Here is a 12997-nt window from a genome sequence, read left to right as displayed (position 1 = left end):
GTAGGGGCTCTGGAAGGGGCGCGGTAGGGGCTTCTTAAAGCGCTTCTGAAAGAGGCTTCTGAAAGGGATGCGGTAGGGGCGTGGCGTGACGCTGCAGTAGGGTGCTCGCGTGGAGATCGAGCGTGCGCTGCCGGACGACGCCGGTGAGATCCTCACCCTGCAGCGGGCCGCGTACGTCACCGAGGCGCAGCTGTACGGCGACCCGTTCCTGCCGCCGCTCCTGGAGTCCGTGGAGCAGGTCCGCAGGGCCATCGAGACCGGCGTAGCGCTCAAGGCCACCGACGCCGGCCGGATCGTGGGCGCCGTACGCGGCCAGCTGGCCGGCACCACCTGCCTGGTCGGCCGCCTGGTGGTGGCCCCCGACCGGCAACGTCAGGGCCTGGGCCGGGCGCTGATACGGACGCTGCACGAGCGGATGCCGGAGGCGACGGCCTTCGACCTGTTCACCGGCCACCTGTCCGACGGCAACCTGCGCCTCTACCGGAGCCTGGGCTACCGCGAGACCCGCAGGGAGCGCATGGACGACCATCTCACTCTGGTGCACATGCGCCGCTGATCACCGATCACGGATAGGCTTTCCGCGTGCTGAAAATCGGCCTCACCGGCGGCATCGGATCGGGCAAGAGCGAGGTCTCCAAGCGCCTCGCGGCGCGGGGCGCCGTCGTGATCGACGCCGACAAGATCGCCCGCGAGGTGGTGGAGCCCGGCACTCCGGGCCTGGCTCGCGTGGTGGCCGTGTTCGGTGACGAGGTGCTCCACCCTGACGGCTCACTCGATCGGGAGAAGCTGGGCGCCATCGTCTTCGCCGACTCCGACAAGCTGGCGACGCTCAACGGCATCGTGCATCCGCTGGTGGGGGAGCGGGTCGCCGACCTGCAGAGGCAGACGGCCGATGACGCGATCATGGTCTACGACGTGCCGCTGCTCGCGGAGAACCGGCTGGCGCCGATGTACGACGTGGTGATCGTCGTGGACGCCGCCGACGAGGTGCGCATCGCGCGCCTGGCCGAGCACCGCGGCATGCCGGAGCACGACGCCAAGGCCCGCATCGCGGCGCAGGCGACCCGCCAGGACCGGCTGGCGATCGCCGACATCGTGATCGACAACGAGGGCGACCTGGACGACCTGGAGACCAGGGTCGCCCAGGTCTGGCACGACCTGCTGACCCGAGCCGGCCGCGGCTGACGGCCTCCGGCCTGAGGCTCATCAGCGCCTCGGGCCTGAGGCGCTGATGAGCCTCGGCATGACGGGCTGACCGGTTTCCCGCAGGTCGGGAGGAGCGCTCAGAACGGGGAGTCGAGCGGCACCTGGCGGACACCGGGCAGATACGGGTCCAGCTCACCCAGCTCGAACCGCGACATCCCGATGACGTGCCAGAACTGCCCGGAAACCTCCCCCTGGATCTTGTATCTGCCGTCCGGGGACAGCGCCGCCCACCCCTCCGGCAGGCCCAGCAGGGTGGCCCGCCGCTCCGTCCCCGCCCAGAGGATCACCACCCCGTCGTCCCCGGCACTGGCCAGCAGGTCCGCCGCGGGGCTGAACGCCACCGACCACACCCGCCGCGAGTGTCCCGCCAGCGTGTGCAGCGGCCGCCCCGTCGCCGTGTCCCAGACCCGCACCATGAGGTCGTCGCCGCCCGTCGCCAGCCGCTCGCCCGTGGCGTCGAACGCGACGCTCCACAGCCGCCCGGCGTGCCGGCCGAGCGTGTGCTGCAGGCGCGGCTGCCAGGGCTGGCCGGGACGCAGCTCCCAGACCATGGCGAGGCCGTCGTTGCCGGCGCTGGCCAGGTGCTTGCCCGAGGGTGAGAACACGACCGAGTAGACCCGGTCGGTATGGCCTTCCAAGGTAGCGACGCGCCCGCCGGACTCGACGTGCCAGAGGCGTACGAGCCGGTCGTCGCAGCCCGTGGCCACGAAACGGCCGTCGGGGCTGAAGGCGATCGAGCGGACCCGGCCCCGGTGGTCGGCCAGGTTGCTCACCAGGCGGCTGGTCGGCCGATACCAGATGCGTACGCTGTCGTCGTCGTTGGCCGTGGCCAGCAGCGTGCCGTCGGGGCTGAACGCCTCGGCCCACACATGGTCGGTCTCGGCGCTGAGCTCGCGCTCGTAGTCGCCGGTGACGGCGTTCCAGAAATGCACGCCGCCGTCGTTGCTGGAGGTGGCCAGGACCGGTCCGGCAGGCGAGAACAGGGCCGAGATGAGCCGGTCGGCGGTGCCGGTGACCTCGCGCAGGCGGCGGCCCGTGCGCGGCTCCCAGACGCGGACGACGCCGTCGTTGCCGCTGGTGGCCAGCATCGAGCCGTCGGCGCTGAACCTGACCGAGGAGATCCGCCTGCCGTGGCCGCGCAGCACCCGCTGGCACTGGCCGCTGGCCGGATCCCAGAGGCGTACCGTCCCGTCGTTGCTGCTGGTGGCCAGCTGCTCGCCGTCGGGCCGGAACACGAACGGCCAGACCGAGCTGCGATGCCCAATCAGCTCGACCCGCCGGCCGCCGCCCACCTCCTGCAGCCGTACGACGCCGTTGGAGTCGCCGCTGGCCAGTGTGCGGCCGTCAGGGGAGAAGACCACCTGGTAGACGGACCCGGCGTGGCTGGTGTGCACGCCGTGGGCCTGGCCGGCCGGGTCCCACAGGCGTACCGCTCCGGCTGTGTCGCCGCTGGCCAGCAGGGAGCCGTCGAGGGTGAAGGTCAGGCAGTAGACGCTGCCGGAATGGCCCTTCAGTTCGTGCCGCAGGGCCCATGAGGCCGCGTCCCACAGGCGTACCGTCCCCGCCTCGTCGCCGGTGGCCAGCAGTGACCCGTCCGGGCTGTGGACCGCGCGGTAGACCGAGCCGCGGTGGCCGTCGAGCGTGCGTGCCACCTGTCCTGACGCCAGGTCCCAGACGCGTACCACGCCCGCCGAGTCGCCGCTGACCAGCACCGAGTCGCCGAACGACACCGTGAAGACGGGTGCCTGGTGGCCCGCGAGCTCGTGGAGGAGCCGGCCGGTGGCGCTGTCCCAGACGCGGATGACGCCGTCGCCGCCGCCCGCCGCGACCAGCTCGCCCGACGGGCTGAGGCGTACCGGCCAGACCCCGTCGGCATGGCCGCGCAGCTCGCGCAGGTGCGCGCCGGTGAGGGCGTCCCAGAGCACGACCAGGCCGTCGCTCGCGCCGGTGGCCAGCAGGCTCCCGGCGAACGAGACCGCGTACACACGGCCCGCGTGCCCCTGTAGCGTCCGCACGGGCGCGCCGCCCACGCACAGCAGCACGCCGCCGTCCTCCTGGCCGACGGCGAGCGTGGACCCGTCGGAGGTGTACGCGATGGGCTCCGGCAGCCGGCTGGTCTGGAAGTGATAGCCGTACGGCACACCGATCGAGGCGGGCGCGAGCTGGATCTCCACCGGCTGGCCGGGCACCACGGAGGCGCCCGGCAGGTGCGGCAGCGTGCCCGTCACGTTGATCAGCGTGGCCCGGTGCCACCGGGCGCCCTCGGCGGACACGTCGCTCAGGTCCGTGTGGGCCAGCCGCGCGCCCGACAGGTCGGCCCCGGTCAGGTCGGCGCCCGCGAGCTTGGCGCCGTCGAGCCGGGCCCCGGCCAGCTTGGCGTCGCGCAGGACGGCTCGGGACAGGTTCGTGCCGACGAGCGTGGCGTCGGTCAGGTCGGCGCCGGTCAGGTCGACCTCCTGCAGGTCCCTGGCCGACAGGTCTTCGCCCTTGAGGTTCGCGCCCCGCAGGTCGGCCCTGGCGGGGGTGCGCAGCCGCGCCGAGATCTTGACCGCGTTGGCCCGCGACACGTCGTCGGCGGGCGGGTCGGACACCCACGCCCGCAGCGCCCGTACGTCGGCCAGGTCGCACAGGAACTCGACGGTCAACGCCGACAGCGGCCTGCGCGACAGCCCTACCGGCGTCCCGATCGTGGCGGCGATGTGCCGGGCGATCAGCCACTCCATGACCGAGGAGTGGATGAATCCGAACATGCCCTCCTCGGTACGTACCAGCAGGCTTCCCGAGCCCACCGCGTGGGCGGCGTGCTCAGCGGACAGCTGCCCGCCGGCCAGGCCGGTCAGCGTCTCGGCGTACTCGGTCAGCTCGTCGACGCCCAGCAGCGACTCGCCCGAGTCCCACAGCCGCAGCGCGAGCCCCGTCACGACCTGCCACAGCTCGTCGGTGGTCAGGGGAGTCGGCGACCCCGGCACCCTGGCCCGCCGCTCCTCGAAGGCCAGCCACGAGCCGAGGATCTCCTCGTAGAGCAGCGCTGGGCTGATCGTGTGGCGGGCGCCGGCCACCGTGCGCAGCCGGTCGGCGTCGAGATCGGCGATGAAGCTCAGCATCCGCGGGTTCTGGGCCAGGTCGAGCAGGTCCGTGATGCTCTCCATCAGCGACATGCGCGCCGCCGCCGCGTCGCCGTCGTCGAAGCGGTTGGCCAGGTAGGCGCGGATCTGGTCGTGCGTGAAGTCCTCGACACTGAGCACCCGCCGCTGCGGCAGCACGCCGACCATCTCCCCGAGTGAGGTGAGCACCTGGGAGTGCGACTTGAAGTGCTGGGTACGGCTGGCCACCACGATCTTGGCCTTGTCCTCCGCCGCGGCGAGTAACGTCGACAGGTGGTCGGCCGCCCGGTCGTAGGTGAGCCGGGTGACGAGCTCGTCGAACCCGTCGAACAACAGCACGATCCGCCCCTGCCGCAGCAGGTAACGGAACGCCTTGAGATCGATGAACTCCTCGCCGTGGCTCGCCAGGTGGGCGGCGACGAGGGCGTCCACGGAGTGCGCCTTGTCGAGCGCCCGCAGCTCGATCAGGATCGGCGTCAGGTGCGGCAGCTCGGCCGGGATGCGCCTGGCCAGCTCGCGCAGCGCGAACGTCTTGCCGTGGCCGAAGTCGCCCAGCAGCAGCAGGAACCGGCCGTGGTCGGCGGCCAGCAGCCGCATCAGCTCGTCGGTCAGGCCCTGCCTGACCTGGTGTCCGGGGCGGTCGAGCTCGCGGTAGCGCTGGGGGACGTACAGGCTGGGCGGGTAGCGGCGGTCGTTGGTGAGCCGGGCCGTCTGCTCGGCGACATAACCGGACAGGTCCAGCAGGCCCTGGAACTCGGTGAAGCTGCGCAGCCGCACGCCTCTGCGCATGAGCTCGTCGCGCAGCGACCTGGCCGGGGGCGGCCCCTGGTAGACGAGCTCGGCGGCGAGGTCGGCGGCGTGCGCCTGCCGGACGAAATGATCGGCTTCGGCGGCGGTCAGCTCGCCCACGTGCGCGCCGATCATCGTCTGCCGGACGAACCCGTCCTCGGGATGGGTGACGACCAGATGGGCGGTGAACCGGCGGATCCTGGCCCGCTCGTGCCGAGCCTCGCAGACCTCGGTGATCCGATCGAGCAGCAGCTCCACCGGGCCCGGCTCGCGCTCGACCGGCGCGGGCTCGGGGGCGCGGGCGGCCGGCGCCTCTCCGGTGAAGGTGGCCTGGGCGGCCCGCCAGCTGTGGGAGACGCGCTCGGGGCGGTCGGCGCCGGGCAGCCAGGTGCGCAGGCCGCCGGCGGTGATCTCGACGACCTGGTGGTGGCCGGAGCGCGGCGCGGCGACGGCGGCCTCACCGGCCTCCCCCGCGCCCTGGAAGAGCAGGTTGAGCCGCCGGGCGAGGATCCGGTCGTACGTCGGCGCGTCGCGTAGGACGGCCGGCGGGTGCCCGATCGCGCCGAGCCGCAGCCAGGCGCTCTCCTCATAGGGGCGCAGCCGCTCGGCGAACCAGGCGGCCTGCCCCTCGCCGAGCAGGGGATAGGCGTCGCGTTCGAGGTGGCTCATGGCCATCGTCGAGTTGAGCCCGGCGACGACCACCTTCAGGTCGGGCACCTCGAACAGCGTCCACGGCTGGCCGCCGTCGAACACCCGGTCGTCCAGCCCTTGGTACACCTCGCCGAACAGGCCCGCGAAATGCCGCCACTTCGGCCAGTAGGGCGGCTGCGGGGAGACGTCGTCGGCCTCGCAGGTGAGGAAGTAGGCGCTGGCCGCGGCCTTGGTGACGTCGCGCGGACCCGGTACGATCACCAGCCGGTGCGGCTCCAGACCGACCAGCAGCCGCAGGTCGGTGACGAAGCGGGTGGCCTGCCCGAACTGCCCCAGACTGCCCGACTCGGTCAGGTCGCCGGTGACCACCATGAGATCGGGGCGCGGCATGCCCCTGTCGTACATCTCGGTGAGATCCGCCCAGATCCGCGCCTGCATGTCCTCGGGCGTGAACGGCTCGCCCGGATCGGGCAACGCCCGGCCGAACCGGGGGCCGCCGATGTGCAGCACGGTCAGCGACTCGCGGCCGTGGTCGGCGGTGGCCGACGGCGGGAACTTCGGCGCCGACACCGGGGCGCGCCGGGCCCGCGAGCGCTCACCCGGCGGCGGCAGGGTCGGCGCGGGCAGCGGCAGGCCCGCACCCGTCGGGAAGGCGGGTGCCGCCTCCGGCTTGGCCCGGCCCGACATGGCCTCCCTGACCCGGCCCAGCAGCAGTGCCCTGGCCTGGCCGGAATCGGTGACGCCGAGCAGGTCCACCCAGGTGATCGTGGACAGCAGCCCTTCGAGCCGTACGTCTTCGAGCCGGATCGTGACCAGCTTGTTGGACGGGTTGTCGGGGTCGGCGCGGAGCGCGGCCTGCCACTCCATGCGGCCGTAGCGCGAGGTCAGGTAGTTGCGCGAGAGCACGGCCACCACCACCTGCGCCTCGCTGACGCCGCGGTCCATGAAGTCGATGAAGTTCGTGCCGGGCACGAAGTCCCACGCCTGGATCATGGTCCGGTAGCCCGCCGCCTCCAACTCCCAGGCGATCCAGGTCGCCCAGGCCGTGTCGGCGGGGGAGTAGCTGACGAAGATCTCTGTCGGCCTGCCGTCACGTGCCATTTCCTCAGTATCCCCTGTGGGGTGGGCGATTTGCAGCTGTGCCATCATCGACGGGTGTGGCGACGTCTCGGTGTGCTCGACTGGATCAGGTTCGGGCTGCTCGGGCTCGGCCTCGTCTTCGTGGCGACCGGGCTGCTGCCGTGGCGGGAGGCCGTGGCGAGCCTGGATGAGATCGGGCCGTTGCTCGTCTTCCTGGTGGGCATCATCGTGCTGGCGGAGCTGACCAAGGAGGCCCAGGTCTTCGACGCCATCGCGGCGCGGATGGCGGTCCTGGGGCGGGGCAACTACGTCGCGCTCTTCTTCCTGTGTACGGCCTTCGCCTCATTTATTACGATATTTCTGAATCTCGATACGACCGCGGTGCTGCTCACCCCGGTCATGCTGGCGCTGGCACCCAGGGCGCGCATCGCCGCCCTGCCCCTGGCGATGACCACGATCTGGCTGGCCAATACCGCCAGCCTGCTGCTCCCGGTCTCCAACCTGACGAACCTGCTCGGCATCAACAAGATCGCGCTCGACGCCCAGCAGTTCGCCGGGCGGATGTGGGTGCCACAGATCGTCTCGATCGCCGTGACGATGGCCTTCCTGTGGGTCTTCTACTGGCGCCGGGGCCAGCGCCGCGACCTGCGCTACACGCCGCCCGTGCTGGAGCCGGTCGCCGACCGCGTGCTGTTCGCCGCCGCGGCCGCGGGCTGCCTACTGTTCATCGGCGCGCTGCTGTTCAAGGTCCAGGTCGGTGTGGCCGCCTCGGTGGCGGCGCTGGTCGTCGTGGTGGCCTTCTTGGTACGCGCACGCGCCCGGATGACGTGGAGCCTGATCCCCTGGCAGCTGCTGATCTTCGTGACGGGCCTGTTCCTGGTGGTGCCCACCCTCAGCCGGTACGGCCTGGCCGACCTGATGCGCTGGATGATCGGCGCCGAGGGCGACCCCTATCGGACGGCGGCGGTGGGTGCCGGGCTGTCCAACCTGATCAACAACCTGCCCGCCTTCCAGGCCATCGCCGAGGTCATTCCGTCGAGCGACCAGGACCGGCTGCTGGCCCTGCTGGTCGGCACCAACGTGGGGCCGGTGGTCACGCCGTGGGCGTCGCTGGCGACGCTGCTCTGGTTCGAGTCGTGCCGTCGCCACGACGTGTCCGTCCCGATGCGCCGCTTCCTGGCCACCGGCACGGGGCTGGCGGTCGTCGGTCTGGTCGCCAGTGTGTGGGCCCTTGTCACGTTCGGCTGACCGCTTGTCAGAGTCGGGGACAATACGGTTCATGACTATCTACCGTTTGTTTGCATATTTCGGTCTTGCTGTGGCGCTTGCCGGTTGCGGCGCCCAGGAGCCCTCACCGGCCCAGCCCTCGACGCTCCCGTCCGCCGCCACCGCGGCGCCGCCCGCCGAGTCGCCCAGTGCCGCGCCGCCCGCCGCCGCGACGCGCAGGATCAAGCTGGAGGTGCTGGGCAAGGGCAAGGCCATGCAGCCGATCATGTACATGGCTGACGAGGACGGCACGGAGAACAACGCCACGCTGCCCTGGTCCCGGACCGCCACGATCGAGCTCACCGGTGCCGAGCAGCGTGTGGGCCGCCTGGTGTCCGTCGTGTCAGGCTCGGTCCAGGACGCGAGCGGTCAGCTCAAGCCGGCTCCCTGCCGCATCATCGTGGACGGGAAGAAGGTCGCCTCCGGCACGGGCCTGTGCAAGTACAAGGTCAAGTAGCGGCGCGGGCCTGTACGACTACGAGCTCAAGTAGCGGCGCGGGGCGGTACGACTACAAGGTCAAGTAGCGGCGCGGCTGCGGAGCAGGTCGAGGAGGCCGGGCATGGCGCTCGGATGGGTGGCGACGAAGCTGCGGTCGTCGGGCGTGCCGTCGATCCCCTCCTCGAACGGCCCGCCGTCGAGCGCCCGGATCTCGATGCCCGCCTCCCGCGCGAGGAGCGCGCCCGCGGGCAGGTCCACCGCCTCGGCCCGGTAGCCGACGATGCCGTCGATGTCGCCTCTGGCCAGCATCGCCCACGCCAGCAGCGGGGCCCACAACTGCAGCATCCGCCGGGCGCTCAGCTCCAGGGCGTACTTGATGGCCCGTACGGTCGCGTCACTCCTGGACACCGAGTAGCCCTGGGTCCACGCCAGCAGCGGGCCGTGCGGCGAGGGGTTGTGCGGCGGGGCCAGCCGTACGCCGGAGGATGTGATCGCGCCGCGGTCGCGGATCGCGGACCAGGTCTGGGCCGAGACCGGATCGTGCACCACGCCCAGCATGGGACGTCCCGAGCGGCACAGGGCCAGGCCGACGACGTAGGCGGGCAGGCCGATGACCACGTTGTTGGTGCCGTCGAGCGGGTCGATCAGCCACGTCCACTCGCCGTCGGCGGCGCCCAGCAGCCCCGACTCCTCGGCGATGACGGAGTGCGCAGGGAAGGCGGTGAGGATGTGCTCGACCAGCAGTTTCTCCGAGGCCAGGTCGAGCTCGGTGACGACGTCGCCCGAACCGCCCTTGGGCCGGGCGCCGAGCGCGCCGCGGGTGCCGGACACGAGTAGTTCGCCCGCGGCCTCGGCGGCGGTGACGGCGACCGCGCGAGCGTGATCCAGATCCATTCGGGGACCTCTCAACTCAGGTGGGCGGCTATCAGGTGGACGGCGAGTGCCGTCTCCTCGTCGTCGAGCGGTTGCCTGGACACGTGGTGGTCGCCGGTGCCGAGCGGGCCCAGCGACAGGTCGCGGCTGCCCGGCCGGCCGCGGCCGAGCGCGATCGTGGCCGCCTCGCCGCCCGCCGGCACGACGCTGCTGTGGAAGCGACCGGCCGCCAGCGTGTAGGTGTCGCCTGGGCCGAACTCCTCCACCAGCCCCGTCTCCTGTCGTACGGTCCGGCGGGTGGGCGTGATGCGGTCGCCGTCCGCGGCGCTGACCACCTCGAACACCCGGTGGGTCGGGTCGCGCACCGCGTCGGTGACCACCGCGTGCACGTTGCGCACCTGCCCGTAGAGCACGTGGCTGAGCAGGTCCCAGCTGTGGCAGTGGATGCCCGACGTGGTGCTCTCCGCGTGCGTGAATCTGGCCGACCACAGATGGAGACATACCCCCTCGCCGCCGTCACGCTCCAGCGGCAGGCAGACGAAGCCGAGCGGGTGGCGTACGGCCCTGATGCCGGTGCCCGACAGCGCCGCCAGCGCCCACGGCCGCGCCTGTCCCCGGGCGAGCTGCTGGTAGACGCCGTGTCGGGTCATGCGTCGTACGGATTCCTGGCGCGCAGCGCCTTGCGGGCGATGTCGACGACGTCGCGGTCGTCGTAGGACCTGGGCAGCGGGATCGAGATCCGGGTGAACAGCTCCTGCACCTCCTCGACCGTGGGCTCGTCGCTCAACGGCACCTTCTTGTACATCTCCAGCGGCACCAGCCGGGCCTGCTCGAAGCTGAGCCGCAGCTCGGTGTCGCAGTTCTCGTAGTAGAAGGTGTCGGCCAGCGCGGTCATCGCCCGGTTGGGGTCCTCGACCGTCATGATCAGGCGGGTGGCCGACAGGTCCCAGCGGAAGGTCGTCATCGTGGACGACAGGCCGATGCCGATGTCGAGCAGCCCGTAGCGCTGGCGGTGCCAGAAGGCGGCCAGGATCGTGGCGTACGACTCCTTCCTGACCCGGTCGGCCGTCCAGGTCTCGCCGGTGCCGTCGGGCGCGTCGGACAGGGAGCGGCGGTAGTGGGCGTAGGTCTCGCACACCTCGACGTTGGCCGGGTCGATGATCTCGACCCTGACCGTGAGGTGGCGCTTGACCTTCCTGGCCGCCGCCACGCACTCGGGCAGCGTGACCGCGCGCAGGTAGGTGCCGGTGCCGCCCTTGAAGCTCCACCTCGTGGTGTCCTTGCGGGCGTCGGCGTGCGCCTGCGCGATCTCCTGCCTGCTGCCGAGCACCCTGACCAGCTGGAGCGAGTCGAGGGCCCGCCGGGTGCCGGTGACCAGGTCCTCGATCGCCTCGAGCCGGGCCAGCCGCACGGGCAACTGGGCGAGCGCGCCGGAGGTGACGGTCTCCTCCAGCGGCGCCTGACGCACCCGGTCGCGGAGCAGCGCGGTGGCCACCAGCGCCAGGATCACCAGGGTCGCCGCGCTGACCAGCTGGTCCTGGACCTTGTCGCCCTGCGGGCCGAAGATGCCGTCCGGCATGATCCCGAGCACGCCGACTACAATGGCCAGACCGAGTGCGATCGCGCCGTCGGCGTTCTGCGCCGCCCATGGGGCGATCCGCTTCAGCGCCGCCGTGAACCGTGCCATCGCATTGCCCCGCATCCGACGATCAGTCAGTTCCCGAAATCATGGTAACGACCGCGCCGAGTGCGCGGAAAGAGCAGGCCTCCTCCCTGAGTATGACCTGACATATCCCCCTCAGAGGTAGGGCGTGGAGATCGCGAGATCTTTACGCTTACTGGACGGGGGTGGGGATGAAGGGGTTGCTACCGAGCCTGCGCTCGGGTTCTCTGGCGATGGCGCTGGTCGTCTACACGGTGTGTCCCGTGCCGCCGGCCATCGCCGCCACGGTGTCCGACGAGCTGGTCCTGGGGGAGCGGTTCGTGCAGGTCGTCGCCCATCCGGACGACGATCTGCTGTTCATGAGCCCCGACCTCTACGGCGGGGTGCTGGGCGAGCGGCCGAGCGTCACCGTCTACCTCACCGCGGGCGAGGGCACCGCGGGGCTGGATGACCATCATGACCCGTACGTGTACGCACGCGACCGCGTCGAGGGCCTGCGCGCCGCGTACGCCCACCTGGCGGGGGTGCGCGACGACTGGCGCAGCACGATGATCACCGCCGGGGGGCTGCCCGTCAAGGTGGACTCCCTGGTCGAGCGGCCACGAGTCGTCCTCATCTACGCCGGGTTGCCGGACGGCGGCGACCCGCGCGCCGACGGCGGCCGTGACGCGCTGACCCGGCTGTGGGTCGGCCGTGGCTGCGTGCGCGTCTTCGACGCCGCCGACCGGCGGTGCGTGAGCCGCGAGAACGTGGTGGCGATGCTGCGTGCCGTCTACACCAGATACCAGGCGAACGTGATCCGCACCCTGGACCCCGACCCGCCGCCGCGCTGCCGCCTGTGCGACCACCCCGACCACGTGGCCTCGGCCCGCTTCGCCGCCGCCGCTGCCGCCGATCGGCGGGTGCGCCTGGTGGCCTACCGCGGCTACCCGATGACGACCTGGGCGCCCAACGTGCCGCCGCGGATGCGGGAGCTCAAGCGGGAGATCTTCGGCGTCTACCGGCGCCACGACTACCGGGCCAGGTCCGGTTGGCACTACCGGGCCTGGTACGACCGGATGTACAAGGTCACGGGCCATGGCCATCGCCACTGACGCCCTGGCTCCCGGGCGGCGTGGAGCTGTCGTTCCACGCCGCCCTAGGGGGCCTAGAGCCAGCCGCGGCGGCGTGCCATCTGCTCCAGGGCGTGTCGGAGCGCCTGGTCGGCCCGGCTCGGGTCGTCGTAGCGGATCGTGAACCGGTTGTAGGCGTCGTGGCTGGAGGTCAGGAAGCCGCCGCGCTTGTCGGCCTCCAGGATGACGTCCATCTGCCGCGGCCCGGCGATGAACGTCAGCTCCAGCTCGTTGAAGTGCCGCCGCCACTCCCCACCCGCGTAGTACTCGATCTCCTGGAAGAACGGCATCGTCGAGCCGCGCAGCGTACCGCGTTCGAGGTCGGCCTTCTTGAAGCCGAAGCCCAGGCGGTCGAGCGCGGCGATGACGTGCTCCTGCGCGGGCAGCGGGTTGACGAACAACGGGTCGAGGTCGCCCTTGTCCATCGCGCCGGCCAGCGCCAGCTCCGTCTGCACGCCCAGCCGCATGCCGTGCAGCGGATGACCGCCGATGGCGCTGATCGGCGTCTCCCAGGGGATGACGATCTCGAACGGCTGACTGTGCTGCGCGCCGGCGGTGAGCTGGAAGGTCCCGGCGACCTGCTGGCGCAGGAAGCCGTAGGTGGTCTTGTACTCCTCGTCGCCGCGTTCCACCTCGACCACCGCGGTCAGGTCGAGGTAGATGCCCTCGACCTTGTAGTCGGCGCCGCCGCCGCGGAAGTTCACCACTCCGCGTAACGTCTCACCGGGCCGTACACCGCTGTTGGTCAGGACCGTGTCTACTTCGACGCCCGCGCCGAACGCGGCCATCAATTTGCGGAACACCATGGGGTTCT

At 71.4% G+C, this 12997-nt stretch carries 10 protein-coding genes; 5 read left to right on the top strand and 5 right to left on the bottom strand.

Features of this window, described 5'->3' with window-relative positions; all coding sequences use genetic code 11:
- The first annotated feature begins 109 nt into the window (after positions 1-109).
- Together AB0H88_RS00585 and coaE are read left to right on the top strand one after the other, a co-directional pair.
- Positions 110-556, top strand: a complete 447-nt coding sequence (locus AB0H88_RS00585; RefSeq protein WP_357639394.1) for a GNAT family N-acetyltransferase — start codon at positions 110-112, stop codon at positions 554-556.
- 26 nt (positions 557-582) lie between these two features.
- A complete protein-coding gene (gene coaE, locus AB0H88_RS00580) occupies positions 583-1185 on the top strand; it encodes a dephospho-CoA kinase (protein ID WP_357639391.1) in 603 nt (200 codons plus the stop codon).
- 98 nt (positions 1186-1283) lie between these two features.
- On the opposite strand, the gene AB0H88_RS00575 is transcribed toward coaE, so the two are convergent.
- Complete coding sequence (locus AB0H88_RS00575; RefSeq protein ID WP_357639389.1) at positions 1284-6851, bottom strand: TIR domain-containing protein; 5568 nt, start codon at positions 6849-6851, stop codon at positions 1284-1286.
- Between the two features lie 54 nt (positions 6852-6905).
- Between AB0H88_RS00575 and AB0H88_RS00570 the strand changes: the two genes are divergently transcribed.
- Together AB0H88_RS00570 and AB0H88_RS00565 are read left to right on the top strand one after the other, a co-directional pair.
- Entirely contained in the window at positions 6906-8078 is a 1173-nt protein-coding gene (locus tag AB0H88_RS00570; protein WP_357639387.1) for an SLC13 family permease, read from the top strand.
- Positions 8079-8148: 70 nt separating this feature from the next.
- A complete protein-coding gene (locus AB0H88_RS00565; protein ID WP_357639384.1) occupies positions 8149-8553 on the top strand; it encodes a hypothetical protein in 405 nt (134 codons plus the stop codon).
- Positions 8554-8613: 60 nt separating this feature from the next.
- Here the strand turns inward: AB0H88_RS00565 and AB0H88_RS00560 are convergent, their stop codons facing one another.
- Genes AB0H88_RS00560 through AB0H88_RS00550 form a run of 3 tightly spaced genes read right to left on the bottom strand, consistent with a single transcriptional unit; the run spans position 8614 to position 11095 of the window.
- Entirely contained in the window at positions 8614-9429 is an 816-nt protein-coding gene (locus AB0H88_RS00560; RefSeq protein WP_357639382.1) for an inositol monophosphatase family protein, read from the bottom strand.
- An 11-nt stretch (positions 9430-9440) separates the two neighbouring features.
- Positions 9441-10058 (bottom strand): hypothetical protein, encoded by a 618-nt coding sequence (locus tag AB0H88_RS00555; protein WP_357639379.1) that lies wholly within the window; start codon positions 10056-10058, stop codon positions 9441-9443.
- On the bottom strand, positions 10055-11095 hold the full coding sequence (locus AB0H88_RS00550; RefSeq protein WP_357639376.1) for a hypothetical protein: 1041 nt from the start codon (positions 11093-11095) through the stop codon (positions 10055-10057). Before AB0H88_RS00550 ends, AB0H88_RS00555 begins: the two co-directional genes overlap by 4 nt.
- Positions 11096-11262: 167 nt before the next feature.
- Here AB0H88_RS00550 and AB0H88_RS00545 point away from each other — a divergent pair, with 167 nt between their 5' ends.
- On the top strand, positions 11263-12165 hold the full coding sequence (locus AB0H88_RS00545; RefSeq protein WP_357639373.1) for a PIG-L family deacetylase: 903 nt from the start codon (positions 11263-11265) through the stop codon (positions 12163-12165).
- A gap of 53 nt (positions 12166-12218) precedes the next feature.
- On the opposite strand, the gene AB0H88_RS00540 is transcribed toward AB0H88_RS00545, so the two are convergent.
- Positions 12219-12989: a sporulation protein gene (locus tag AB0H88_RS00540; protein ID WP_357639370.1), complete on the bottom strand. Its 771-nt coding sequence runs from the start codon at positions 12987-12989 to the stop codon at positions 12219-12221.
- Between the last annotated feature and the right edge of the window lie 8 nt (positions 12990-12997).

Origin of the sequence: Nonomuraea sp. NPDC050680 (assembly GCF_040654555.1) — a bacterium.
Lineage (GTDB): Bacteria > Actinomycetota > Actinomycetes > Streptosporangiales > Streptosporangiaceae > Nonomuraea.
This window is presented reverse-complemented; position numbering and strand designations above follow the sequence as displayed.

Excerpts from the sequence above, each read along its gene's own strand:
- AB0H88_RS00545 (WP_357639373.1), top strand. The coding sequence starts at position 11,263 with ATGAAGGGGTTGCTACCGAGCCTGCGCTCGGGTTCTCTGGCGATGGCG.
- AB0H88_RS00555 (WP_357639379.1), bottom strand. The coding sequence starts at position 10,058 with ATGACCCGACACGGCGTCTACCAGCAGCTCGCCCGGGGACAGGCGCGG.
- AB0H88_RS00560 (WP_357639382.1), bottom strand. The coding sequence starts at position 9,429 with ATGGATCTGGATCACGCTCGCGCGGTCGCCGTCACCGCCGCCGAGGCC.
- AB0H88_RS00540 (WP_357639370.1), bottom strand. The coding sequence starts at position 12,989 with ATGGTGTTCCGCAAATTGATGGCCGCGTTCGGCGCGGGCGTCGAAGTA.
- AB0H88_RS00575 (WP_357639389.1), bottom strand. The coding sequence starts at position 6,851 with ATGGCACGTGACGGCAGGCCGACAGAGATCTTCGTCAGCTACTCCCCC.
- AB0H88_RS00550 (WP_357639376.1), bottom strand. The coding sequence starts at position 11,095 with ATGGCACGGTTCACGGCGGCGCTGAAGCGGATCGCCCCATGGGCGGCG.